We start from the raw sequence: 21917 nt of genomic DNA on the forward strand, positions 1-21917 counted from the left end.
CGTGAGCACGCCTTTTCCTGACAGACATGCCGCCGGGGAGCCCACTTCCCGGCGGCTTTGCGTCTATAATGGCGGTTTTCTGACACAGACCCGTATTCGGCGTATTCTGGCCCTGTCCGGCTGGAAGGTGGAGGTTGGCCTGCCAAAAGACGGGGATTGGGTGGGCACCTGGGGCAAGAGCCCCACATCCGGGCGCGGCGAGTGGATTTCACAGTGGAAAAACAGCCCGGTTTTGCGGGTTGAAGACGCGTTTCTGCGATCTGTATTGCCGGGGCGCGAGGGCGAGCCCCCCTTGGGATTGCTGCTCGATGACATGGGGGTGCATTTCGACAGCTCTGCCCCGTCGCGGCTTGAACAGATCCTGTCGGACACTCCGTTGGACGACAGCGCGCTTTTGACCCGCGCCCGCCACGCGATGGCGCGATTGCAGGCGCTGCACCTGTCCAAATACAACGCTTTTGACCCCGCAACCCCCGCACCGGATGCGCCTTATATACTGGTGATCGACCAGACGCTGGGGGATGCCTCGATCGCCCATGCAGGCGCATCGGAAGGCACGTTTCGCGACATGCTGGTCGAGGCGCGGCTGGCCCACCCCCATGACCGCATTCTGATCAAGACCCACCCGGAAACCCAACGCGGCCACAGGCAGGGCCACTATGGGGGTGAGGACGAAAACGATCAGGTGAAGCTGATCCGCGATCCGATCAGCCCGTGGGAGCTTTTGTCCGGGGCCAAAGCCGTCTTTACCGTCAGTTCCGGCATGGGGTTCGAGGCCATATTGGCCGGACACAAACCGCGCGTCTTTGGCCAGCCCTTCTATGCGGGCTGGGGCCTGACGCAAGATGAACGCCCCCCAAACCGCCGCGCACGCAGCTTGACCCGGGCACAGCTTTTTGCAGGGGCGATGATGCTCTACCCGGTCTGGTATGACCCCTATCGCGACGCGCTGTGCGATATTGAGCGGGTGATCGACATTTTAGAGGCGCGGGCCCGGGCCTGGCGCGAAGATCGCCACGGCTATGTGGCCTCTGGCATGCGGCTATGGAAACGAAAACCGCTATCACAGTTCTTCTCGGCGCAGCTTGGCAAAGGGCGCACCGCGCCTTCGATAATTTTTGACGACAATGCCGGGCGGGCCGCGGAAGGCGCTGCATTGGTGGGAAAACCTCTGATGGTGTGGGCTGGTAAAGAGGAGGCGGCCCATCAGGGAGACGCGCCGCTTTATCGGATCGAGGACGGGTTCCTGCGATCACGGGGCCTGGGGGCAGACCTGATCCCGCCGCTGTCGCTGGTGCGCGATGATCTGGGCATTTACTACGATCCGACGCGCGAGAGCCGTTTGGAACGGCTGATCGCGGCACGGGAAAACCTGCCGAATCACGCACAGATCCGGGTGGAGCAATTGTTGGCGCGGCTGCGCACTGCAGGGATCGGCAAATACAACCTGGCCCGCCCTGCCCCGGATCTGAGCGCCCTGCCGGACGGTCCCCGCATTCTGGTGCCCGGTCAGGTGGAGGACGACGCGTCGATCCGGTTGGGCACCACGGAGGTCACAACCAATCTGGCGTTGCTGGAACGGGTCCGCGCGGAAAACCCCGACGCGGTGGTCATTTACAAGCCCCATCCGGACGTAGAGGCCGGGCTGCGCGAGGGAAGAATTGCCGCGGCTGATATGGCGCGGCTGGCGGATTTCGTGGCACATGAGGCCGATCCCATGGCGCTGCTGGATCAGGTGGATGCGGTCTGGACCATGACCTCAACCTTGGGGTTTGAGGCGTTGTTGCGAGGGGTCAATGTCACCTGTCTTGGGGCACCGTTTTACGCGGGTTGGGGGCTGACGACAGACCTGGGGGATGTCCCGGAACGCCGCACAGCACGGCCCACATTGGAGGGCCTGACCCATGCGGCGCTGATCGATTACCCGCGCTATTTTGATCCGGTCACAGGCACGGCCTGCCCGGTGGAAGTGGTGGTGGATCGGTTGGCCGATGGGGATGTGCCCGCCCCCGGGCGGGGCAATCGGATATTGGCCAAGGTGCAGGGGCTGTTCGCCAGTTACGCCTATTTGTGGCGTTGAGGAACAGGGGCGCTGCCCCTCGCCTCGTTGAGGCTCACCCCGAGGTATTTTCGGCAAGAAAAAGGGGGTCAGGCGCGTGCCCAGCGGTGCAGCACATCGCCGCCCAAGGCGCGGGTTTCGACAAGCCGGAAGCGCGGCGCATCGGTCAATTGGGTGATGCCCATGGCGGCCAGAGACGGGCGGCCCTCAGCACCAAGCGCGACCCCGGCAGTAAAGCCGATCAGCTCATCCACCAGCCCGGCCATGAGAAGCGACGCCGCAAGCCCGCCACCGCCTTCGCAGAAGACGCGGGTCAGGCCGTGGGTGCCAAGCGCCTGAAGCACCGACACGGCATCCAAAGTGCCGTTTTGTTCGGCCACCTCAAGGCAGATCGCGCCTTGCGCCCGCCAAAAAGCCACGCGGTCTTTGGGCGCTTTACGGCCATGGCAGAGCAGCACGGGAGTATCCGCCGCCGTGCGCGCAAGTTGGCTGTTTTGCGGCAGATCCAGATGGCGGGACAGGATCACGCGGGTGGGCTGTCGGGTTACGCCAAGACCGCGCACGGTGAGCGCGGGATCATCGTCGCGCGCGGTGCCGCCACCCACCATCACCGCGTCATGGCGCGCGCGCAGCGCGTGGACGTATCGGCGCGCGTCTGGCCCGGTGATCCACTGGCTTTCGCCGGTGGCCGTGGCGATGCGCCCATCAAAACTGTTGGCAAGTTTCAACGTGATCCAGGGCCGCCCTTCGGTGGTCTTGAGCAGGAACCCGGCAAGGTCATGGCGTGCTTCATCAGCACAAAGGCCGACCTCGACCGCAATCCCGGCGGCGCGCAGCATGGCAAACCCGCCCCCATCGACGCGCGGATCTGGATCCCCAAGGGCCACCACCACGCGCACCACCCCCGCGTCGATCAGGGCCTGTGCGCAGGGCGGGGTTTTGCCGTGATGGGCGCAGGGTTCCAGCGTGACATAGGCCGTCGCGCCCTTCGCATTGCCGGCCTGGGCAAGCGCAATCGCTTCGGCATGAGGGCGCCCGCCCGGATGGGTCCAGCCACGCCCAATGATGTGCCCATCACGCACCAGCACACAGCCCACCGCAGGGTTCGGGGCGCAGCTCCCCATCCCGCGCCGCCCAAGCGACAGCGCGAGCTTCATGTATCTGAGATCATTCACTCTTCTTCTTGGGGATAGTTCGGGCGCAGCTCGCTGACAAATTTGTCGAAATCATCCGCTGCCTGGAAATTCTTGTAGACCGAGGCAAAGCGCACATAGGCCACGGTGTCGATCCGGGCCAGGCTTTCCATCACGATCTCGCCAATGGTTTTCGACGGGATGTCGGTTTCGCCCATGCTCTCCAGTCGCCGCACAATGCCCGAGATCATCTGGTCGATGCGTTCAGGTTCCACAGGTCGTTTCTGCATTGAAATGCGGATGGAGCGTTCGAGTTTCTCGCGATCAAAATCTTCGCGTCTTCCGTTGGATTTGATCACCACCAAATCGCGCAGCTGAACGCGCTCATAGGTTGTGAAACGCCCGCCACAGGCCGGACAAAACCGCCGCCTGCGAATGGCCACATGGTCTTCGGCCGGTCGGCTGTCTTTCACTTGAGTGTCGATATTACCGCAAAACGGGCAGCGCATGGTGGCGTCCCTTTCCTTTATCTGACCGCCCGGGTCGGGATGAACCGCCCCATGGCGTGGGTCTTCGCCCAGTTATCCACAGGCACTATAGGGGAGCCACTAGGGTTTGTGTAGGGGGAAATGCTCGCCCCTAGATAGAGAATTTGCGCTGTCCAGTGGGAAGTTTAGGGATTTGGTCCCCCTAATGTGACGCAAGGGCCACCCCGGCCACCTGCCGGGTGTGCGGGCGATCACGATGTTCAAAGAGGTAGATCCCCTGCCAGGTGCCAAGCGCAAGGCGGCCGTCGAGGATCGGGATCGACAGGCTGACCGGCATCATCGCCGCCTTGATATGGGCGGGCATGTCGTCGGGGCCTTCGTAGGTGTGGGTCAGATAAGACATGGACGGGTCGGTGGTGGGCGGCACCAGACGGTGAAAGAAGTTGCGCAGGTCGGTCTGCACCTCGGGGTCGGCGTTTTCCTGAATGAGCAGCGAGCACGAGGTGTGGCGGACAAAGAGCGTCAGCACCCCGTCGCGGATCCCCTGCCCCTCTGCCCAGCGGGTCACGTCGTGGGTAAACTCGTATAGCCCCTGCCCGTTGGTGCTGATCGTGAATATGGTCATTGGCCCCTAGCCGAAAATCCGGTCGCCCATCTGGTCGATGAAGATCTTCGCCTTGCGCAGGCTTTCCGCGCTGGCCTCTTCTTTCGAGCCCAGTACATCCGCGCGCAGCATCAGGTGGGATCTCATCTCGCCGCCCACGTCCTTCTCGATCCGCGCGCCAATGCGATAACCGCCCGCTTCCTTTTCAGGCTCCGGGTAGATCGCAAAACCATTGTGCATTTCGGGTTCTGGCGGGGTTTCGGGGGGATTGGAGCCACCGCCGAAGAGTTTGGAGAAGAGGGACATGGGGGGATCCTTTTTGGGACTAGAATGGCGGTTGTTGTGGATCGAGGCAAGCCAACATGTGGCTTGGTAGAGTTCCCACCATTGGGTTTGCGCCCGGCCCGGGGTGGGCGTCTTGCGCCCGCCCTTGGGGGCGGGTCGGGCGCAAACCGGATCACGAGTGATCCGGTGGTGCCAATATCTTACCGTTCTGGCCAAAGCTCACCGCAAGGGTGCTCAACCTTATTTAGAAAAGATTCCATAGCATTCGACACAGGGGGAGAGATTTCAAAGGAATTACCATATCTGGCCTTAGCCTCACCCCAAAGTGCCTGCAATTTCCCCTTATGCCGATGGAACGGATGAAGCCACGCAAACTCCAAGACCCAACCTAGATCCCCATCTTTTTTGAAGGAAAGACCACCGATCAACGCTTGGCGCTCAACCCGGTCAGGACACCAATAGCTGTCGAGTAGTGGAATAAATTCAGTATCTTCCCAGCCCTCTGGGCTTTCATCCCAGATACATCCGTAGCCATTTTCACTTCCCATTTCCAATGACAAATAGCGCCGCAATTGTACTGCATATGCTCTTTGCCACCGGGGAGAAGTCCTAGTTATTGGATTATTAAACCTTCGCCCCTTTGCTGCAATCAGCGGGCGGATTACATCATTTTCAGCGCTAGAATAGAGCCTCTCGACCAACGAATACATTTACGCCCTCCAACAAAAAACGCCCCCTTGCGGGGGCGCTTTGATTACTGATCCAGGAAGCTGCGCAGCTTGCGCGAGCGGCTGGGGTGCTTCAGTTTCCTGAGCGCCTTGGCCTCGATCTGGCGGATCCGTTCGCGGGTCACAGAGAACTGTTGGCCCACCTCTTCCAGCGTGTGGTCGGTGTTCATGCCGATGCCGAAACGCATCCGCAACACACGTTCTTCGCGCGGGGTGAGCGAGGCCAGAACCCGCGTTGTGGTTTCCTTGAGGTTTTCCTGAATGGCGCTGTCCAAGGGCAGCACGGCATTCTTGTCCTCGATGAAATCGCCCAGCTGGCTGTCTTCCTCGTCGCCAATTGGCGTTTCCAAGGAAATCGGCTCCTTGGCGATCTTCATCACCTTGCGCACCTTCTCCAGCGGCATCTGCAGCTTCTCGGCCAGCTCTTCCGGGGTCGGTTCGCGGCCGATTTCGTGCAGCATCTGACGACCGGTGCGCACCAGCTTGTTGATTGTCTCGATCATATGCACCGGAATACGGATCGTGCGCGCCTGATCGGCGATCGAACGCGTGATCGCCTGACGGATCCACCAGGTCGCATAGGTCGAGAATTTATAGCCGCGACGGTATTCAAACTTGTCCACCGCCTTCATCAGGCCAATGTTCCCTTCCTGAATAAGATCAAGGAATTGCAATCCGCGGTTGGTGTATTTCTTGGCAATCGAAATCACCAGACGCAGGTTGGCTTCGACCATTTCCTTCTTGGCCTGACGCGCCTCTTTTTCACCCTTCTGAACCTGCTGAACAATGCGGCGGAATTCCGGGATGTCGACACCGACATATTGCCCAACCTGCGCCATGTCACCGCGCAGTTTTTCCACCTTATCGGCGGATTTTTCGATGAACATCTGCCAGCCACGACCGGATTTCTGGGTCATGTCGTCAAACCAGGTCGGGTCAAGCTCGCGCCCGCGATAGGCGTCGATGAATTCCCGGCGGTTGATCCGGGCCTGGTCGGCCAGTTTCACCATTGACGAGTCAATCGACATGATGCGGCGGTTGATGCCGTAAAGCTGGTCGATCAGCGCTTCGATCCGGTTGTTGTGCAGGTGCAATTCATTCACCAAAAGCACAATTTCCGAGCGCAGCTTCTGATAGGCCTTCTCTTCCTTGTCGGTGAAACTGTCATCTTCGTTGAGCGTCGCGCTCATCCGCAGATCCTGCATTTCACTGAGCATGGTATAGTCGCGCGCGATCAGTTCGAGGGTTTCGAGCACACGCGGTTTGAGCGCGGCTTCCATCGCCGCAAGCGACATGTTCGCGGCCTCATCCTCGTCATCATCATCATCGTTGTTCAGAGGATTGCCATCCGCGTCGAGCTCTTGTTCTTTTTCCTTTTTCTCGGCGGCGGGCGCGTCGGCTTTCGCCGCCCCATCCAGAACGGTCTCTTCCTCGTCATCCTCGTCCAGCTGATTGCCAAACGTGGCATCAAGGTCGATCACGTCGCGCAGCAGAATGTCTTCGTTCAGAAGTTCGTCACGCCAGATGGTGATCGCCTGAAAGGTCAGCGGGCTTTCGCACAGCCCGGCAATCATCGTGTTGCGACCGGCCTCGATCCGCTTGGCAATCGCAATCTCGCCTTCGCGTGACAAGAGTTCCACCGACCCCATTTCGCGCAGATACATGCGCACCGGGTCATCGGTGCGATCCAGTTTCTCGGTCTCGGCAGTGGCCACAGCCACCTCGCCGCCTGCGTTTTTCACGACAAGCTCGGTCGAGCCCTTCTCTTCCTCTTCCGCCTCTTCATCTTCGATGATGTTGATGCCCATTTCGCTGAGCATCGACATCACGTCTTCGATCTGTTCGGAACTGACCTGATCGGGCGGCAGCACCTGGTTGAGCTGGTCATAGGTGATATAGCCGCGCTCGCGCGCTTCGGCGATCATCTTCTTGACGGCGGCTTGGCTCATATCGCCGATCTGTTCGGCGTCCTGATCGTCCTTGCGGTCCGATGCGGTGTCTTTGGCGGCCATGGGCACTCCTTGCACTGCGGTCCGATTGTTTGGCCTGTTGCCGGGTCCCCTCTGGCATAGGCGAATCGGATGGCGGTTGATTCGGGTTGTCGAATCAAAACATTCGAATCGTTGATTCGCCAACCCATGTAATGTGTTTTCGCGCGTGATTCACGCAGGTTTCTCGCGTTTTGTTGCGAATCCCCTCAGCTGCCGGCGTCTTTCCCCTTGGTCACCGACAGCCCGGCCAGCATCCGGTCAAATACGTCCTTCTCTTCCCGACTGATCAACAGACCGTTCTCAGCCCGTTCAAACGTGGTCTTGTCTTCGGTCTGGTTCACAGTTGCCTGATTGCGCGCCTCTGCCGCCTGCGCCAACCGCCAGGTCACCCCTTCATCGGCAACCCCATCCAGATCGCGCGCGGCATCGCCCACCTCGCTTTGCACGCTTGGAAGCGCCTCAAGCCGGCGCAACGCGGACGCGATGGTGGCTTCGGCAATTTCGCTATCGTCGGGCAACCGAACCCCAGCCGATATTTTTACATGGTTGAGGGCGAACAGTTTTTCAAGGCAGGCAGCGCCAATCCTGTTGGTAATTTCCTCCCGGATCACCTGTTCGCCATCGGGTGCATATCGCAGCAGGATCCGTTGCATCTCGGCGTGATCGCGGTCAATCATTTCGATCCGTTCGATCCGGCTCTCCACGGCATCCAGCAAGTCCGGGCGCAGGATCAGGACCGCGATCAACACCGCTTCGCTGATCACAAGCTCCGCCTCGGCGCTGCCCCCTGCAAGGATCGAGCTTTTGGTGGTGTGCAAAACCGGTTCGTGTCGCGCTTTAAAACCTTTGCCGACCCCTTTCCCAAAGCCCTTGCCACTCCCGGGCTTCCAATCCCCTCGTCCGGCCCCGGATTGCGGGCGAGCTCGGAACAGTTCCCACCGTTTATCTTTGATCGCCTGACCGTAATGGGTGCGAATGGACGGGTCCTTGATGCGCGAAATCACCTCGCGCAGATCCTTATCAAGCGCGGCTTTGCGTTCCGGGCTGTCGAAATTCCGGCCCTCGGTTTCACGCCGCCACAAAAGCTCCACCATCGGCACCGCCTGGTCAATCGCCGCCTGCATCGCCTGCGGCCCCTGCGCCTTGATCAGGTCATCCGGGTCCTGCCCTTCAGGCATGATCGCAAAGCGCAATCCCTTCCCCGCCTCCAAGAGCGGTAGGGCCAGATCAATCACCCGCATTGCGGCGCGCAGACCGGCCGTGTCGCCATCCAGTGCAATGACGGGTTCGGGGTTGATGCGCCACATCAGGTGCAGCTGGTCCTCGGTGATCGCCGTGCCCAGCGGGGCCACCGTTGCCCCAAACCCGGCTTCGGAAATGGCAATCACATCCATATAGCCCTCGGCCACGATCAGCGGCTGGCCCTTGCCGGACGCGGCCCGCGCGGGGCCGACATTGTAAAGGTTGCGGCCTTTGTCAAAAAGCTCGGTTTCCGGGCTGTTGAGATATTTCGCATTGTCATTCGGGTCCATCGCCCGGCCACCAAAGGCAATGCAGCGCCCGCGCGCGTCGCGGATCGGGAACATGATCCGCCCGCGGAAGGAGTCATAGGGGTTGCCACCCTTTTGGCTGGGCTTGGCCAGCCCCGCGCCTAGGATCAAATCATCGGCAATAGCTTTGCCCTTCAGATGATCCCACAGCCCCTGCCACAGATCAGGCGCAAAGCCGATATCCCAACGATCCTGCGCGGCCTCATCCAGGCCTCGCCCGGCCAGATACTCGCGCGCGGCGGTGCCGGCGGCTGTTTTCAGCATCAGGCGGAAATGGCCCACGGCCATCTCCATCACCTCGGCCAGCTGGGTGCGGCGGTCGGCCTTTTCCTGCGCGCGCGGATCGCGGGCGGGCATTTGCAACCCGGCCTCACCGGCCAGGATTTCCACCGCCTCCATGAAGCCGACATTCTCCGTGTCCTTCACAAAGGAAATCGCATCCCCTTTGGCGTGGCAGCCAAAGCAGTAATAAAACCCCTTTCGGTCATCCACATGAAAAGACGCGGTTTTTTCGTGATGAAACGGGCATGGCGCCCACATGTCGCCCTTGCCCGGCTGCGATTTGCGCTTGTCCCATATGACTTTACGACCGACCACATCCGAGAGGGTCAGGCGCGTGCGCAATTCATCAAGGAAACCGGGTGGCAGAGACATGGCTCTTTATCCGCCGAATTGCGAACCGAGTCCAGCGGGTAGTCAGGCCCCAACGGCCCCGCGCACCATGTCCCAATAGATGTCCGCCACCGCGTCCTGGCTCAGCCGTCCGCCTTCACGATACCAGGTGTTGACCCCGGTCAGCATCGCAATCACCGCCATGGTGGCAAGGCGGGTGTCCGGCACATGGATCACCCCCGCATCGCGCCCCGCTTCCAGGATCTTCTCCAGCTCGCGCTCATAGCGGCGGCGCAGGGTTTCCAGCGTGGCGAAGTTGTCTTCGGTCAGGTTGCGCAGCTCCATATAGGCGATGAACACCGCATCCGGGCGATCCAGATGGAAATGGATGTGAAAGCGCGCGAAATCCTCAAGCTGGCCCAGCGGCGTATCCTGTTTGGGCGCAGCATCCCACGCGACCAACAGCTCGTCCATATGGGTGCGCATCAGATCAAACAACAGGCTTTGCTTGTCCTTCGTGTAAAGGTACAAGGCCCCCGCCTGCACCCCGACCTCGCGCGCGATCTGGCGCATGGACACGGCGGCATAGCCGTGGCGGGCAAACAGGCTGAGCGCCGCGTCGCGCACCTTGGGGCCAGTGATTTCGCTATGTGATCCGGTTTTACGTGCCATGGGGTCACGATAACTGAACAATCGTTCAAATAAAACCTCATTCTCTGGCGACGTGACGCAAACCCCCTGCCGCCTCCTGCACCGGCTTGCCCCCCGGCAGGGGCATGGATATGGTCTCCGCAAGATCAAACCACACGGCCGGACCCGCAGCAGATGACCCGCACCCTAACCATGTCCTTTCTGATCCCCGCTCTGATCGGTCTTGCCGCCTGTTCGCCCAGCCCGGAGGTGGGGAAACCCCTGTCCAACGTGGCGCGAAATGCGGATTACCCCAGGATCCTGCCGCTCGATACCCTGCTGGCCCAACAACCGGAAGAGGTCGACATTCCCGCCCTGACAGGATCGCTGACCAGCCGCGCCGCCGCGCTGCGTGCCCGGGCCGCTGCCCTGCGTGGGTCGATCGTGGACGGGGGCACCAGGGCGCGGATGCAAGACGCACTTGCCCAGCGTTAAACATGTCCCATTACTTCAAGGCCAGCCGCGGAAATAACACCCTCGGCGTCGCAATCGGCCAATGACCGCATTGCGTCCTGTGCCACCTTTCGCTAGATCTCGCCAAACGCGTCCCTTCACCAGATCCGATGGAGAACAACATGAGTGACATTTCCGCCCCCGGCACGCCGCTGCGTCTTGGTATCGCCGGTCTTGGCACCGTTGGCATCGGCGTGGTGAAAATCATTCGTCGTCAGGCCCATCTGCTGGAGGCCCGCGCCGGGCGCCCGGTGGTGATCACCGCCGTGTCGGCCCGGTCGAAAGACAAGGATCGCGGCGTGGACCTGTCGGATTACGCCTGGGAAGATGACGCGGTGGATCTGGCCAAACGCGACGATGTGGACGTGTTTGTCGAACTGATGGGCGGCCATGAAGGCACCGCCAAAGCATCGGTCGAAGCGGCGATTGCGGCAGGCAAGGACATCGTGACCGCCAACAAGGCGCTTCTAGCCCATCACGGGCAGGAATTGGCGCTGGCCGCGGAAGAGGCCGGTGTGCGCCTGCGCTTTGAGGCTGCTGTCGCCGGGGGCATCCCGGTGATCAAAGCCCTGACCGAAGGGCTAGCGGGCAATGACATCACCCGCGTCATGGGCGTGATGAACGGCACCTGCAACTATATCCTGACCCAGATGCAGGCCACAGGGCGCGGCTATAATGCACTGTTCGATGAATGCGCGGAACTGGGTTATCTGGAAGCGGACCCGAACCTTGACGTGGGTGGGATTGATGCGGGCCACAAGCTCTCGATCCTGTCTTCGATTGCCTTTGGCACGCAGGTGAATTTCGACGCGGTGGAGCTTGAGGGCATTCAGCGGATCGAATTGGAAGACATTGAAGATGCGGCGGCCATGGGGTTCCGTATCAAGCTGTTGGGCGTGGCGCAGATGACCGGCCGTGGGTTGGAGCAGCGCATGTCGCCCTGTCTGGTCCCCGAAACATCGCCGCTGGGGCAGTTGGAAGGTGGCACCAATATGGTGGTGATCGAAGGCGACGCGGTGGAACAGATCGTGTTGCGCGGCCCCGGTGCCGGCGAAGGCCCGACCGCAAGCGCGGTGATGGGCGACGTGATGGACATCGCGCGCGGCTTCACCCTGCCCACCTTCGGCCAACCGGCCAAGACCCTGCGCCCGGTGAACGGGGCAAAGGTGGCGAAACCTGCGCCGTATTACATTCGAATGGCGCTGCTGGACAAACCCGGCGCGCTGGCCAAGGTGGCGGCGGTTCTGGGGGATGCGGGCATTTCCATCGACCGGATGCGCCAGATCCGCCATAACGAGCAAAAAGCCCCTGTGCTGATTGTGACCCATAAATGCACGCGCGACGCGCTGGACACGGCGCTGGCTGGCCTTGGCGAAACGGGCGTCGTGGATGGCGAACCGGTGGCGATCCGCATTGAAGAGGTGTGATCCCCCAGGTGAATCACCCTTGGCCCCAAAGAACAGGGCGCTCCGATCGGGGCGCCTTTTTTGGTGGGAGGGTGTGCAAAGGGGCGCTGCCCCTCGGCCTGCGGCCTCACCCCGGGATATTTGCAACAAGAAAAAGAGGCAGCGCGCACGTTTCTGGTGTGTTTGGCGCGAAGTTGGTGCGAATGGGGCCCATTTCCCTTGCCCCGCTTGCGCCCCATCACTAAACCCATGCCCAACTGCATTATTCGAGGATTGCTCTCATGGCCGATAAAGTCGTTTTCGCCGACCGCATGTTGTCGCTGGGTCTGGCCCGTGTTTCCGAAGCTGCCGCGATGGCAAGTGCCACGCTGGTCGGGCGCGGCGATGAAAAGGCCGCTGACCAGGCTGCTGTCAACGCGATGCGCGATCAGCTGAACCTGCTGGACATCCAGGGCACGGTGGTGATCGGCGAAGGGGAACGCGACGAGGCCCCGATGCTGTATATCGGCGAAGAGGTCGGCTCGGGCGACGGCCCTGCCGTGGACATCGCGCTGGACCCGTTGGAAGGCACCACCCTGACCGCAAAAGACATGCCCAACGCGCTGACCGTGATCGCCATGGCCCCGCGCGGCACCCTGCTGCACGCGCCCGATGTCTACATGGAAAAACTGGCGATTGGGCCGGGCTATGAAAAAGACGTGGTCAGCCTGGAAATGTGCCCGGCGGAACGCGTGAAAGCCCTGGCTGCGGCCAAGGGCTGTGACACCACCGACATCACCGTTTGTGTGCTGGAACGTCCGCGCCACGAAGAGATGATCGACGGCATCCGGTCGACCGGGGCGGCAATCCGCCTGATCACCGATGGTGACGTGGCCGGTGTGATCCACTGCGCCGAGGCCGAGATCACCGGCATCGACATGTATATGGGCCGGGGTGGCGCGCCGGAAGGTGTGCTGGCAGCCTCGGCGCTGAAATGCATGGGCGGCCAGATGTGGGGACAGCTGACCTTCCGCAATGATGACGAACGGGGCCGCGCCGCCAAGGCAGGCATCACGGATCTGGACCGGATTTATTCGCGCGACGAAATGGTCACCGCTGACGTGATCTTTGCCGCAACCGGCGTGACCGACGGGTCTGTTGTATCTGGCATCAAGCGTGAACCGGGTTTCCTGACCACCGAAACCCTGCTGATGCGGTCAAAAACCGGGTCTGTGCGCCGCATGATCTATCGCAACCCTGTGAAAGCAGGCTGATCCGGCATGGCGCGCGCGTTGATCCTTGTGGACATTCAGGCGGGGTTTAGTGACCCTTACTGGGGCGCGCGCAACAACCCGGATGCGGAAGAAAAGGCGGGGCGGCTTTTGGCGCATTGGCGCGGTAACGGCTGGCCCGTTTTCCTGATCCAGCACCTGTCGACCAATCCCGACAGCCCGCTTTACCCCGGCAAGCCGGGGGTGGCGCTGCACCCGGCCATTGCCCCCCAACCGGGCGAACCGGTGATCCAGAAATCCGCCAATTCCGCTTTTATCGGCACGGATTTGGAGGCGCGCCTGCGCGCGAATGGCATCACGGATCTGGTCGTGGCTGGCATCACCACGCCCCATTGCGTGTCGACCACCTGCCGCATGGGGGCCAATCTCGGCTTCAATGTCACCTTGGTCCATGACGCCACCGCCGCCTTTTCCGAAGGGGCCAACACCGCTTGGCGGGGCGGCGGCGAAGTGGATCCCGACATGATCCACCAATCCGCCATTGATCACATCGCCGGCGAATTTGTCACCGTCTGTTCGACCGCAGAGGCGCTGGCATGAGCTTTCTCGGCGTTGACAGCTCGGCCACGGGTCGGCGCTGGATCGGGCCGGGCATCGAGGTGGATCGCCAGTCCGAACATCTGCACCAACTGACCCAACTGCCCCTGCCCCTGTGCAAGATCCTTGCCGGGCGCGGGGTCACGGCCGAGGGCGCCGCTGAATTTCTTGACCCGACCTTAAAGGCGCTCCTGCCCGACCCGCGCGGTTTGAAGGACATGGAGAAGGCGGCGGCACGCACGCTGCAAGCCTTTGATCAGAATGAAAAAGTCGCGGTGTTCGCCGATTACGACGTGGATGGCGCCACCTCGGCCACGCTTCTGATTGACTGGTTTCGCCAGATGGGGCGCGAGGTCACGCTGTATATCCCCGACCGGATTGACGAAGGCTATGGCCCGAACATCCCCGCGATGGACGCCCTGGCCGCCGAGCACAGCCTGATCATCTGCGTCGATTGCGGCACGCTGAGCCATGAGCCGATTGCAGCGGCGCAAGCAAAAGGCGCGGATGTGGTTGTGCTGGATCACCACCTGGGCGGCGAGACCCTGCCCCCCGCGGTGGCCGTGGTGAACCCGAACCGGCAGGATGAATTGGACGCGCCGGGTTACCTGTGTGCCGCAGGTGTTGTGTTTCTGATGCTGGTCGAACTGGGCCGCATCTTGCGCGAGGCGGGCCGCAAGGGGCCGGACCTGATTTCCATGCTGGATCTCGTGGCGCTTGGCACCGTGGCCGATGTAGCCCCCCTGGTGGACGCCAACCGGGCCCTGGTGCGTCAGGGGCTAAAGATCATGGCGCGTCGCGCACGCGCGGGCATGGTCGCACTGGCGGATGTGTCGGGCATGAGCGAAGCCCCCCGCGCCTATCACCTTGGCTATATGATGGGGCCGCGCGTGAATGCGGGCGGGCGCATTGGCAAGGCCGATCTGGGCGCGCGGCTTCTGTCGACCACCAACGCGCATGAGGCACAATCCATCGCCGCGCGACTGAATGACCTGAATGCCGAGCGCCGCGAGATCGAGGCGCGTGTGCAAGAGGTGGCACTGGAACAGGCCGAGGCGCGCGGCTTGGACGTCCCGCTGGTCTGGGCGGCGGGCGACGGCTGGCACCCCGGCGTCGTGGGCATTGTGGCCTCGCGTCTGAAAGAAGCCACCAACCGCCCGGCCGTGGTGATCGGCTTTGATGGCGAGGACGGCAAAGGCTCGGGCCGGTCGATTGCCGGCGTCGATCTGGGCGCGTCGATCCAACGGCTGGCCGCAGACGGCATGATCCAGAAAGGCGGCGGGCACAAGATGGCGGCGGGGCTGAGCCTGTCGCGCGACCAATTGGAACCGGCAATGGAACGCCTGTCAGAGCTTTTGGCAAAACAGGGGGCGGGCCTGCAGGGCGCGGCGGACCTGCGTCTTGACGGGGTGCTGATGCCCTCGGCTGTGACCGTGGACCTGATCGAAGAGCTGGAGCAGGCTGGCCCCTTTGGCGCCTCGGCCCCTGCGCCAAGGTTTGCCTTTCCGGATATACAGGTGTTCTTCGCGAAACGGGTCGGGCAAAACCACCTGAAACTCAGCTTTGGCGACGGGATGGGCCCGCGGATCGATGCGATTTGCTTTGGGGCATTTGACGGCCCGCTTGGCCCGCTCCTGGAAAACTCCGGAGGGCAAAGGTTCCACCTCGCGGGCAAGCTCGAGGTGAATCATTGGCAAGGGCGTTCTTCGCCGCAACTGCGCCTGGATGACGCCGCAACCGCCTGACAAAAAACGGTTTTCAATAATTTTTCCAATTCGGAATTTTCCCCCTTGCGCGCCCTCTCGGTTTTCCATAAAACCCGCCTCACCGACAGCGTGGCCCGTTCGTCTATCGGTTAGGACGCCAGGTTTTCAACCTGGAAAGAGGGGTTCGATTCCCCTACGGGCTGCCACTGCTTCCCCAAGAATTTAGGTGTGATGCGATGCCCTTTTTGAGGGTGCGCAAGCTTTACATGTCGTGCCGCAAATCCCCCACTTTTCGTCATCGTGGCTGGTTCCGCCCCACAGGTGTATCTTGTCTTTGCCTTACCGGCGCCTTACCGGCATCTTTGCGCATTCACACCGCCCTCAACTGCCCCTATGATTTTATGACCACCGCATTCGCGCTGACAAATAGGGGAACCATATGCACATAGATCTGAATTCGGATCTGGGAGAGGGGTTTGGCCCCTGGTCCATGGGCGATGATGCCACCATGCTGACCCTTGTCAGCAGCGCCAATATCGCCTGCGGCGGCCATGCCAGCGACCCGGAGACCATGTATCGCACTCTGAAACTGGCCTCAGACAACGGCGTCGTGGCCGGGGCCCATCCCGGATATAATGATCGCGAAGGGTTCGGGCGGCGGGTCATTCCCATGAGCCCGGATGAAATCGCCCGAATGGTGGCCGCCCAAATCGGCGCTTTTCTGGCCATTTCCGATCTTGCCCACGTCCCGGTGCGCTATGTCAAACCTCATGGGGCGTTGGCCAATCTGGCAGCGGCAAATGCGGAGGTGGCCAGCGCCATTGCCGGGGCAATCAAGTCATTGCGGGCAGATTTGGCTGTCTTGGCGATTTCCGGTACAGCCTTTGAAACCGCTGCCCGCACCACGGGGCTTGAGACCTATTCCGAGATTTTCGCCGACCGGGGATACCTATCCAGCGGCCAACTTGTGCCGCGCGGTCACGCACAGGCCATGATCCACGATCCAGAGGACGCAGCCACGCGGCTGATCCGGATGCTCGACAGCGGCAAAATGCCCGTGATTGATGGCGATCCCATCCCGCTTGCGGCCCATTCCATCTGTGTGCATGGCGACAGCCCCGGGGCGGTGGCGATGGCCCGGGAAATCCGCAACCGCCTGCAAGCGGCAGGCATCACCGTCGCACCTTTTCTGCCCTGATGACCTTCCCCCGCCCGACATTCACCGCCGTGGCGGATCATGGGCTTCTGGTCGCGTTTTCAGACCAGATCAATGATCGCGTTGCTGAGCAGATCCTGTCACTGGACCAGGCCATTGCCCGGACCCCGCCGCTGGGCGTGGAAGAGGTGATCCCCGCGCTGGTCAACCTGCTGGTGGTCTTCGACCCGCTGCTCACGGATCACGCTACATTACAAGCGGAACTGGAAACCCGGATCGCCGGACTGTCACACAATCGGACCGACACGCAAATCCATGAGGTCAAAGTCTGTTTCGATGCCCCCTTCGCGCCTGACCTTGGCGCGGTGGCCCAGCAAACGGGCCTGACCTCGGACGCGGTCATTTCACGCCACCTGAGCAGCCTTTATCGCGTTGGCATGTACGGGTTTGCACCGGGATATGCCTATATGACCGGCGTGGATCCGGCCATCCAGGTGCCGCGCAAACCCACGGCCCTGCGCGATGTGCCCGCGGGCAGCGTGATCATTGCCGGGCCGCAATGTCTGGTGACCACTTTGACCATGCCGACGGGGTGGATGATCATCGGCCGCTCCCCCACCCGCATTTTGCAAAATGATCCGGACCAGCCGTTTCTGTTCGATGTGGGTGACCAGGTTCGCTTCATACGGATATCGGCCGACGAGCTGGCCGCGTTGAACCCGGAGCTTGCCCATGGCTGATGCGCACCTTCGTGTCGGGTTTGCAGGCCCGTTGATCAGCTTTCAGGATGCCGGACGTCCGGGGCATATGCGCTTTGGGGTGCCCCGGTCCGGTCCGATGGATCGTCTGTCCCATCGCGCGGCCAATACCGCGTTGGGACAGCCCGCCGACAGCACGACAATCGAGGTCTCTCTGGCCGGGATGTCGATTGACTGTCTCGACGGTGCAGTGACCCTGTCCATTGCAGGCGGAGCCTTTCGCATCGACCATGCCGGGCAGGTTGACACGGGATGGCGCGTTGTGACCCTGCGCGCCGGTGAACGCCTGACCATGCGTCCCGGCCCCCGTGGCAGTTGGGCCTATCTGGCGGTCGCTGGTCATTTTCTCACGCAGACCTGGCTTGGACACAGCGCCACCCACTCCATTTCCGGTTTTGGTGGCGGGGCCATTCGGTCTGGTCAAGAGATTACGGTCATCGACGCCGAGATCCGTGAAGATCGCGAAGGTCCAATTCCCGAACCGGATTTTCATGTCCCCGACAAGACAACAGATGTTGTGATGGGGCCGCAGGATCAGCACTTTTCCCGCCTTGCGATCGAGCGCTTTCTGACAGAAAACTTCGCCCTATCTGATGCTTTTGATCGAATGGGGGTCCGGTTGACCGGTGCGAAGCTTGATCTTGAGCGCGCCCTTTCCATCCCCTCCGAACCGGTCTTACGGGGCGCAATTCAGGTTGCGGGGGATGGCGTGCCGACGATCCTGCTGGCCGATCATCAGACCACGGGCGGATATCCCAAAATTGCGACCATCCCGTCATATGATCTGGATCGCGTGGCCCAGATGCGCGCGCACGACGCGATTTCCTTTGTGCCGATCACCGCCGATCAAGCCGTTGCGGCAAGCCGCAAATATGCACATCTCTGCCGGCACTACCTCAACCAGATCGCCATACCGCGCGGCAACCTGACCCAGCGTCTGATGCGCGACAATCTGATCAGCGGCGTGGTGGCATGGCCTGACATGGAATGAGGGACAAAACTCTGGAAAACTCCGTTTTTTTTGACCATTGGCGATTTCAGGGGTTGCGTCCCTTTTGCGGACTGACTAAAAGCCTCCTCACGCCAAGCGCGGCCCGTTCGTCTATCGGTTAGGACGCCAGGTTTTCAACCTGGAAAGAGGGGTTCGATTCCCCTACGGGCTGCCACTTATCCTCGCAGATCATTGATGTTAAAGCAGAAATTCAGAAGTCTGGATTTCCATAAATTCTCTAATGCAAGCGCACAGACGTTCCGAACGCCCTGTGAACGCTCATGCAGACATGACCGCATGTCGCACCCCGCGACGTCAGGTGTTTTCCAGCTTCGCCCGTACGACGCCACACAAACACCTTATTGGTGTTAGGGTCGCGGCATTGAATCGCGAAAGAGGATATGAGCATGGACGGAAGTTCTGTGGTTGTTTTGGCGTTGGCGCTTGCGTCAATCGTGTCGTTGGCCGGGGTGATCACCCCATTCAAGCCGTTTAAGAACCGTTGGATTGCGTTGGCCTCTCTCGTCGGTTGTTTCGTTCTTATTGGTGTTACAGGACCCTCGCAGGACACAGAGAAAACCGCCACGCCGGATTTGAATGAACGACCGTGGGCCGCGTCCGATCGCAACCAACGGCTTTGGGTCACGTCCGAACGCTTGAACCGTCGCACATGCGCGTCGGAGAGTTGCGGTGTGGTCGGGCGATTGTTCTTCCGCGAAGGCGTGACAGTGCATGAAGAACGCGACGGGTGGGCGCGGATTTCGCAGCTCTATGAGGCGTCTTGCGTCGGCGGTCGCAGCGAATACGTCGATATGGGCAATGCCGCGTGCGACGATGCAAACGGCATAGTAGACGGGCAACTTGCCGAATGGGTGTCGCTTGAATACCTATCTGAAACGCGTCCGCCTGATCCGTCTGCGGACGCGTCGGGGATTGAGGAATTGGTGGCGGGATCCGACGACTTTGCCCGATACCGAACCACCTTCGCAATCGCGGCTCAATCGCTTATCGCGCAGCGTCGGTGCACCGAACGAGATTTCCGCGACATGGGCGGATGGGTAAAGTCTACAAGCCATAGAAACCAACCCGTCTACTTCACCTACTGCGGTGGTGCGACGGTCGCCAACCGGCTGTATTTGAACGCTGATACGGGAGACGTGTTCCGGTAAAAGCACCCCGGCTGCGTCGGTGCACGCGAACCGGGATCAGTTGCCCTTGGCTCTTGTGGAAACTTGTCTCGGCAGCAACTGCGTCGGTGCTGCGGCAGACTTCAAAGGGGCGGGCGCGATCCGGTGAGGTTTTACCCCGTCATCGAAAGCCATCGACCACCGTTTCGATCAGTTGACCTCAAACCGGGTTTCAACACCGGCTGCTTTGAAGATCACGGCAATCAGTACCCCCGTATCATTCACGACGGGCTTCAGATCCAGACAAGCGCGTTCGCTGATCAATCCGCGTGTCAGCTCGCGGCAGTACCGGCCATCTTCCAGGGTCCAGGTTCCGGCGTACGAAATCCCGTTAAACACCCCATCCAGGGTGCCATCCGCGTAAATATGCGCGTGTTTTACATGTGGGCTTTCCAGGGTCTTGCCCAATATGGCTTGCACAGTCTGGCCACTGTCACCGCGAACCACATTCGGCATAATGACCGACAGGACAGACAGCAATGTCAAGCACTTGCGCATGAAGCCCCCCTTTTAAAACACGTCAATTCCAACGTGTTGAGAGCGGTACGCAAGCGAAGGGGTGCTGTCAAGCGTTGCACAGCCCAATACCGATTTGGTCTTTACGCACCACGCAACTGTGATGTGTAAATCGTATAGCACGCCCTGCCCCGGTCCTTTGAGGCGTAAAGTGCGACATCCGCATCATCAATCATCTGCGCTGCATCCGGTTGATCATATTCCGCCGTGGTCACCATACCGATGCTTGCCGAAATCCTGCATTCTTCGCCGCGAAACAAAACCGGTTCTTCCAACCGTTCAATCATGCGTTTCGCGATCAAGGACAGGCTTTTATGGTCAATCTGTTCCGTCAGGATCAGGATAAACTCATCCCCCCCAACACGGGCCACCGTATCCGCTTCGCGGGTTTCAGAGGTCAGGATACCGGCCACGTTCTGCAACACCTGATCCCCGGCCAAATGCCCCATGGTGTCATTGACCGCTTTGAAGAAATCCAGATCCAGATGCATTAAGGCAAACTGCGCTTTTTGCGACAAAAGCCGCGTCAGAACCTGGTCAAGCGCCCGACGGTTTTTCAACCCCGTCAGCTCATCCGACATGGCTTCTGCCTCTGCTTCGGTCTTTTCCCCGTAAAGGCGTTGCGCCATCTGGTTCGAGGTTTCCATCGCCGCTGATTTCGCTTCGACCAGATAAAGCATTTCAAGCGTCAGATCGGTTGGGGCAAAATCGGATCCGGCAAGATCATACCGACGCACCGCATCCACGACAGAGTAGCCAAAGGACATGTTCAGCAACACCTGTTTGCCCCCCGGCAGGCAGGTCAGGGTGCCAATCAACGGGGTGTCAAACTCGTCCCGCAGCCGCATATAAAGCTTGCTGCCTTCCAGACCCCGCACCTGATCCATGCTGGTGATGACCTTCGGGCGGCGCAATTCTACCAGGCGAAACACGCTGGTCCCTTCCACCTGCTGACCCGGCAACAGTTTTGAAAACGTTGGACCTGCATGGATGACGATGCCTTTTGCGTTCAGCACGAGACACATGGGCATCATCTGATCCAGCCCATCCAGGCTGAGTTTTATCGGGATATGCACTGTCATCCTGTACCTACCGCAAGGTCAAAACGCCGGCCTTCGGCATAGGCCACATCCAGCAGCTGGACCGAAATGGTTTCAGTCTCTCCTTCACGCCCATCATGTTCCAAAAGCGCCAATGTCCCGTAATCATCCGCAAGGGCACGCAAGCTGCCCAGAATGACATGTCCAAATCCGGGTATCGGGTGGCGAACAGACAGGACAAACTGACCGTCGGGCAGTTCGTCCAGTTCTATTTCGGGCATGTCGATCTCGGGCACGGCCAGCCGGGCGCGCCCTGGCAAGTCTTCGAGGGAATGCAGGAACTCGGTAAAGGTCACCCCCCCAAACCGCAGCAACCGGCGGACCCGATCTGACCGCTTGTCGATGATCAGGAAGGTGCCGAAATCTTCCAACAGCGCATCTCGTGTTTTGCCCAGGCGGTCTGCGGCCTGGTCGACGATGTTTTCGGTCAGTTCCGGATCATAGCAAAACATGGGTTCGAAATGCGTAATCCCAAGTTTCAGATCATGTACGATATTGCACCAGAACTCCTCTCCGTAAGTTCCGCGCAAAAAACTCTCTAAAGATCGGTTGATTAAACCGTGCATAGATAACTCGCCCTACCATGTGACGTCATGAACTTAGGTGTGGTGAGTTAAGAAATTGAAAATGCAGGAGGGGACCCGGCTCGGAGTTTGGTTTAAAAAAAGAAGAATTACGTCAAATTGCGACAATTCT

The 21917-nt window shown here is 60.6% G+C and carries 21 protein-coding genes and 2 tRNA genes; 12 read left to right on the forward strand and 11 right to left on the reverse strand.

The genetic code is table 11. From position 1 onward, the window contains the following. Position 1: 1 nt before the first annotated feature. Positions 2-2080 carry a capsular polysaccharide biosynthesis protein gene (locus ACP15V_RS00505; RefSeq protein WP_424941727.1) on the forward strand — a complete coding sequence of 693 codons (2079 nt, stop codon included), beginning with the start codon at positions 2-4 and terminating at the stop codon, positions 2078-2080. Between the two features lie 68 nt (positions 2081-2148). Here the strand turns inward: ACP15V_RS00505 and ribD are convergent, their stop codons facing one another. The 8 genes from ribD to ACP15V_RS00545 form a co-directional block, all read right to left on the reverse strand. Next, complete coding sequence (ribD, locus tag ACP15V_RS00510; RefSeq protein WP_424941728.1) at positions 2149-3216, reverse strand: bifunctional diaminohydroxyphosphoribosylaminopyrimidine deaminase/5-amino-6-(5-phosphoribosylamino)uracil reductase RibD; 1068 nt, start codon at positions 3214-3216, stop codon at positions 2149-2151. 14 nt (positions 3217-3230) lie between these two features. Further along, positions 3231-3701 (reverse strand): transcriptional regulator NrdR, encoded by a 471-nt coding sequence (gene nrdR, locus ACP15V_RS00515; protein ID WP_424941729.1) that lies wholly within the window; start codon positions 3699-3701, stop codon positions 3231-3233. Between the two features lie 181 nt (positions 3702-3882). Beyond that, positions 3883-4305: a secondary thiamine-phosphate synthase enzyme YjbQ gene (locus ACP15V_RS00520; RefSeq protein WP_424941730.1), complete on the reverse strand. Its 423-nt coding sequence runs from the start codon at positions 4303-4305 to the stop codon at positions 3883-3885. A gap of 6 nt (positions 4306-4311) precedes the next feature. Further along, a complete protein-coding gene (locus ACP15V_RS00525; protein ID WP_424941731.1) occupies positions 4312-4590 on the reverse strand; it encodes an HlyU family transcriptional regulator in 279 nt (92 codons plus the stop codon). A gap of 179 nt (positions 4591-4769) precedes the next feature. Beyond that, positions 4770-5279, reverse strand: a complete 510-nt coding sequence (locus ACP15V_RS00530) for a hypothetical protein (protein WP_424941732.1) — start codon at positions 5277-5279, stop codon at positions 4770-4772. Positions 5280-5323: 44 nt separating this feature from the next. Beyond that, positions 5324-7309, reverse strand: a complete 1986-nt coding sequence (gene rpoD / locus ACP15V_RS00535; protein ID WP_424941733.1) for an RNA polymerase sigma factor RpoD — start codon at positions 7307-7309, stop codon at positions 5324-5326. 185 nt (positions 7310-7494) lie between these two features. Further along, entirely contained in the window at positions 7495-9492 is a 1998-nt protein-coding gene (gene dnaG, locus ACP15V_RS00540) for a DNA primase (RefSeq protein ID WP_424941734.1), read from the reverse strand. A gap of 42 nt (positions 9493-9534) precedes the next feature. Further along, positions 9535-10122, reverse strand: coding sequence for a TetR/AcrR family transcriptional regulator (locus tag ACP15V_RS00545; protein ID WP_424941735.1), 588 nt, complete (start codon positions 10120-10122; stop codon positions 9535-9537). 153 nt (positions 10123-10275) lie between these two features. On the opposite strand from ACP15V_RS00545, the gene ACP15V_RS00550 reads away from it, so the two are divergent. The 11 genes from ACP15V_RS00550 (at position 10276) to ACP15V_RS00600 (ending at position 19587) form a co-directional block, all read left to right on the forward strand. Next, positions 10276-10575: a hypothetical protein gene (locus ACP15V_RS00550; RefSeq protein ID WP_424941736.1), complete on the forward strand. Its 300-nt coding sequence runs from the start codon at positions 10276-10278 to the stop codon at positions 10573-10575. A gap of 140 nt (positions 10576-10715) precedes the next feature. Further along, positions 10716-12020 (forward strand): homoserine dehydrogenase, encoded by a 1305-nt coding sequence (locus ACP15V_RS00555; protein WP_424941737.1) that lies wholly within the window; start codon positions 10716-10718, stop codon positions 12018-12020. 260 nt (positions 12021-12280) lie between these two features. Beyond that, positions 12281-13252: a class II fructose-bisphosphatase gene (gene glpX, locus ACP15V_RS00560; RefSeq protein WP_424941738.1), complete on the forward strand. Its 972-nt coding sequence runs from the start codon at positions 12281-12283 to the stop codon at positions 13250-13252. 6 nt (positions 13253-13258) lie between these two features. Beyond that, positions 13259-13810 (forward strand): cysteine hydrolase family protein, encoded by a 552-nt coding sequence (locus ACP15V_RS00565; protein WP_424941739.1) that lies wholly within the window; start codon positions 13259-13261, stop codon positions 13808-13810. Further along, positions 13807-15552, forward strand: coding sequence for a single-stranded-DNA-specific exonuclease RecJ (recJ, locus tag ACP15V_RS00570; protein ID WP_424941740.1), 1746 nt, complete (start codon positions 13807-13809; stop codon positions 15550-15552). The genes ACP15V_RS00565 and recJ overlap by 4 nt, the downstream gene beginning before the upstream one ends. Positions 15553-15644: 92 nt before the next feature. Beyond that, positions 15645-15719 (forward strand) — tRNA-Glu (locus ACP15V_RS00575). 233 nt (positions 15720-15952) lie between these two features. After that, positions 15953-16711 (forward strand): LamB/YcsF family protein, encoded by a 759-nt coding sequence (locus ACP15V_RS00580; protein ID WP_424941741.1) that lies wholly within the window; start codon positions 15953-15955, stop codon positions 16709-16711. After that, positions 16711-17409 carry a 5-oxoprolinase subunit B family protein gene (locus ACP15V_RS00585; protein ID WP_424941742.1) on the forward strand — a complete coding sequence of 233 codons (699 nt, stop codon included), beginning with the start codon at positions 16711-16713 and terminating at the stop codon, positions 17407-17409. Before ACP15V_RS00580 ends, ACP15V_RS00585 begins: the two co-directional genes overlap by 1 nt. Beyond that, the gene (locus ACP15V_RS00590; protein WP_424941743.1) at positions 17402-18418 is read left to right on the forward strand and encodes a biotin-dependent carboxyltransferase family protein; all 1017 of its coding nucleotides are present in this window, start codon (positions 17402-17404) and stop codon (positions 18416-18418) included. Before ACP15V_RS00585 ends, ACP15V_RS00590 begins: the two co-directional genes overlap by 8 nt. Positions 18419-18518: 100 nt before the next feature. Then, positions 18519-18593 (forward strand) — tRNA-Glu (locus ACP15V_RS00595). A gap of 232 nt (positions 18594-18825) precedes the next feature. Then, positions 18826-19587: a hypothetical protein gene (locus ACP15V_RS00600; protein ID WP_424941744.1), complete on the forward strand. Its 762-nt coding sequence runs from the start codon at positions 18826-18828 to the stop codon at positions 19585-19587. A 168-nt stretch (positions 19588-19755) separates the two neighbouring features. Here ACP15V_RS00600 and ACP15V_RS00605 read toward each other — a convergent pair whose 3' ends face one another. From ACP15V_RS00605 to ACP15V_RS00615, 3 genes are all read right to left on the reverse strand, one after another. Beyond that, positions 19756-20103, reverse strand: coding sequence for a hypothetical protein (locus ACP15V_RS00605; RefSeq protein ID WP_424941745.1), 348 nt, complete (start codon positions 20101-20103; stop codon positions 19756-19758). Between the two features lie 101 nt (positions 20104-20204). After that, positions 20205-21203 (reverse strand): diguanylate cyclase domain-containing protein, encoded by a 999-nt coding sequence (locus ACP15V_RS00610; RefSeq protein WP_424941746.1) that lies wholly within the window; start codon positions 21201-21203, stop codon positions 20205-20207. Beyond that, on the reverse strand, positions 21200-21787 hold the full coding sequence (locus tag ACP15V_RS00615; RefSeq protein ID WP_424941747.1) for a heme NO-binding domain-containing protein: 588 nt from the start codon (positions 21785-21787) through the stop codon (positions 21200-21202). The genes ACP15V_RS00610 and ACP15V_RS00615 overlap by 4 nt, the downstream gene beginning before the upstream one ends. Positions 21788-21917: the final 130 nt, after the last annotated feature.

It is taken from the genome of Aliiroseovarius crassostreae (genome assembly GCF_049803815.1).
GTDB classification, from domain to species: Bacteria; Pseudomonadota; Alphaproteobacteria; order Rhodobacterales; family Rhodobacteraceae; genus Aliiroseovarius; species Aliiroseovarius crassostreae_A.

What these genes read in the sequence shown, in the direction of transcription:
- ACP15V_RS00530 (WP_424941732.1), bottom strand. Translation starts at nt 5,279, where the DNA reads ATGTATTCGTTGGTCGAGAGGCTCTATTCTAGCGCTGAAAATGATGTA.
- ACP15V_RS00590 (WP_424941743.1), top strand. Translation starts at nt 17,402, where the DNA reads ATGGCTGATGCGCACCTTCGTGTCGGGTTTGCAGGCCCGTTGATCAGC.
- rpoD (WP_424941733.1), bottom strand. Translation starts at nt 7,309, where the DNA reads ATGGCCGCCAAAGACACCGCATCGGACCGCAAGGACGATCAGGACGCC.
- ACP15V_RS00605 (WP_424941745.1), bottom strand. Translation starts at nt 20,103, where the DNA reads ATGCGCAAGTGCTTGACATTGCTGTCTGTCCTGTCGGTCATTATGCCG.
- ACP15V_RS00555 (WP_424941737.1), top strand. Translation starts at nt 10,716, where the DNA reads ATGAGTGACATTTCCGCCCCCGGCACGCCGCTGCGTCTTGGTATCGCC.
- nrdR (WP_424941729.1), bottom strand. Translation starts at nt 3,701, where the DNA reads ATGCGCTGCCCGTTTTGCGGTAATATCGACACTCAAGTGAAAGACAGC.
- ACP15V_RS00565 (WP_424941739.1), top strand. Translation starts at nt 13,259, where the DNA reads ATGGCGCGCGCGTTGATCCTTGTGGACATTCAGGCGGGGTTTAGTGAC.
- recJ (WP_424941740.1), top strand. Translation starts at nt 13,807, where the DNA reads ATGAGCTTTCTCGGCGTTGACAGCTCGGCCACGGGTCGGCGCTGGATC.
- ACP15V_RS00550 (WP_424941736.1), top strand. Translation starts at nt 10,276, where the DNA reads ATGACCCGCACCCTAACCATGTCCTTTCTGATCCCCGCTCTGATCGGT.
- ACP15V_RS00520 (WP_424941730.1), bottom strand. Translation starts at nt 4,305, where the DNA reads ATGACCATATTCACGATCAGCACCAACGGGCAGGGGCTATACGAGTTT.
- ACP15V_RS00585 (WP_424941742.1), top strand. Translation starts at nt 16,711, where the DNA reads ATGACCTTCCCCCGCCCGACATTCACCGCCGTGGCGGATCATGGGCTT.
- glpX (WP_424941738.1), top strand. Translation starts at nt 12,281, where the DNA reads ATGGCCGATAAAGTCGTTTTCGCCGACCGCATGTTGTCGCTGGGTCTG.
- ACP15V_RS00545 (WP_424941735.1), bottom strand. Translation starts at nt 10,122, where the DNA reads ATGGCACGTAAAACCGGATCACATAGCGAAATCACTGGCCCCAAGGTG.
- dnaG (WP_424941734.1), bottom strand. Translation starts at nt 9,492, where the DNA reads ATGTCTCTGCCACCCGGTTTCCTTGATGAATTGCGCACGCGCCTGACC.
- ACP15V_RS00615 (WP_424941747.1), bottom strand. Translation starts at nt 21,787, where the DNA reads ATGCACGGTTTAATCAACCGATCTTTAGAGAGTTTTTTGCGCGGAACT.
- ACP15V_RS00600 (WP_424941744.1), top strand. Translation starts at nt 18,826, where the DNA reads ATGGACGGAAGTTCTGTGGTTGTTTTGGCGTTGGCGCTTGCGTCAATC.
- ACP15V_RS00580 (WP_424941741.1), top strand. Translation starts at nt 15,953, where the DNA reads ATGCACATAGATCTGAATTCGGATCTGGGAGAGGGGTTTGGCCCCTGG.
- ACP15V_RS00610 (WP_424941746.1), bottom strand. Translation starts at nt 21,203, where the DNA reads ATGACAGTGCATATCCCGATAAAACTCAGCCTGGATGGGCTGGATCAG.
- ribD (WP_424941728.1), bottom strand. Translation starts at nt 3,216, where the DNA reads ATGAAGCTCGCGCTGTCGCTTGGGCGGCGCGGGATGGGGAGCTGCGCC.
- ACP15V_RS00525 (WP_424941731.1), bottom strand. Translation starts at nt 4,590, where the DNA reads ATGTCCCTCTTCTCCAAACTCTTCGGCGGTGGCTCCAATCCCCCCGAA.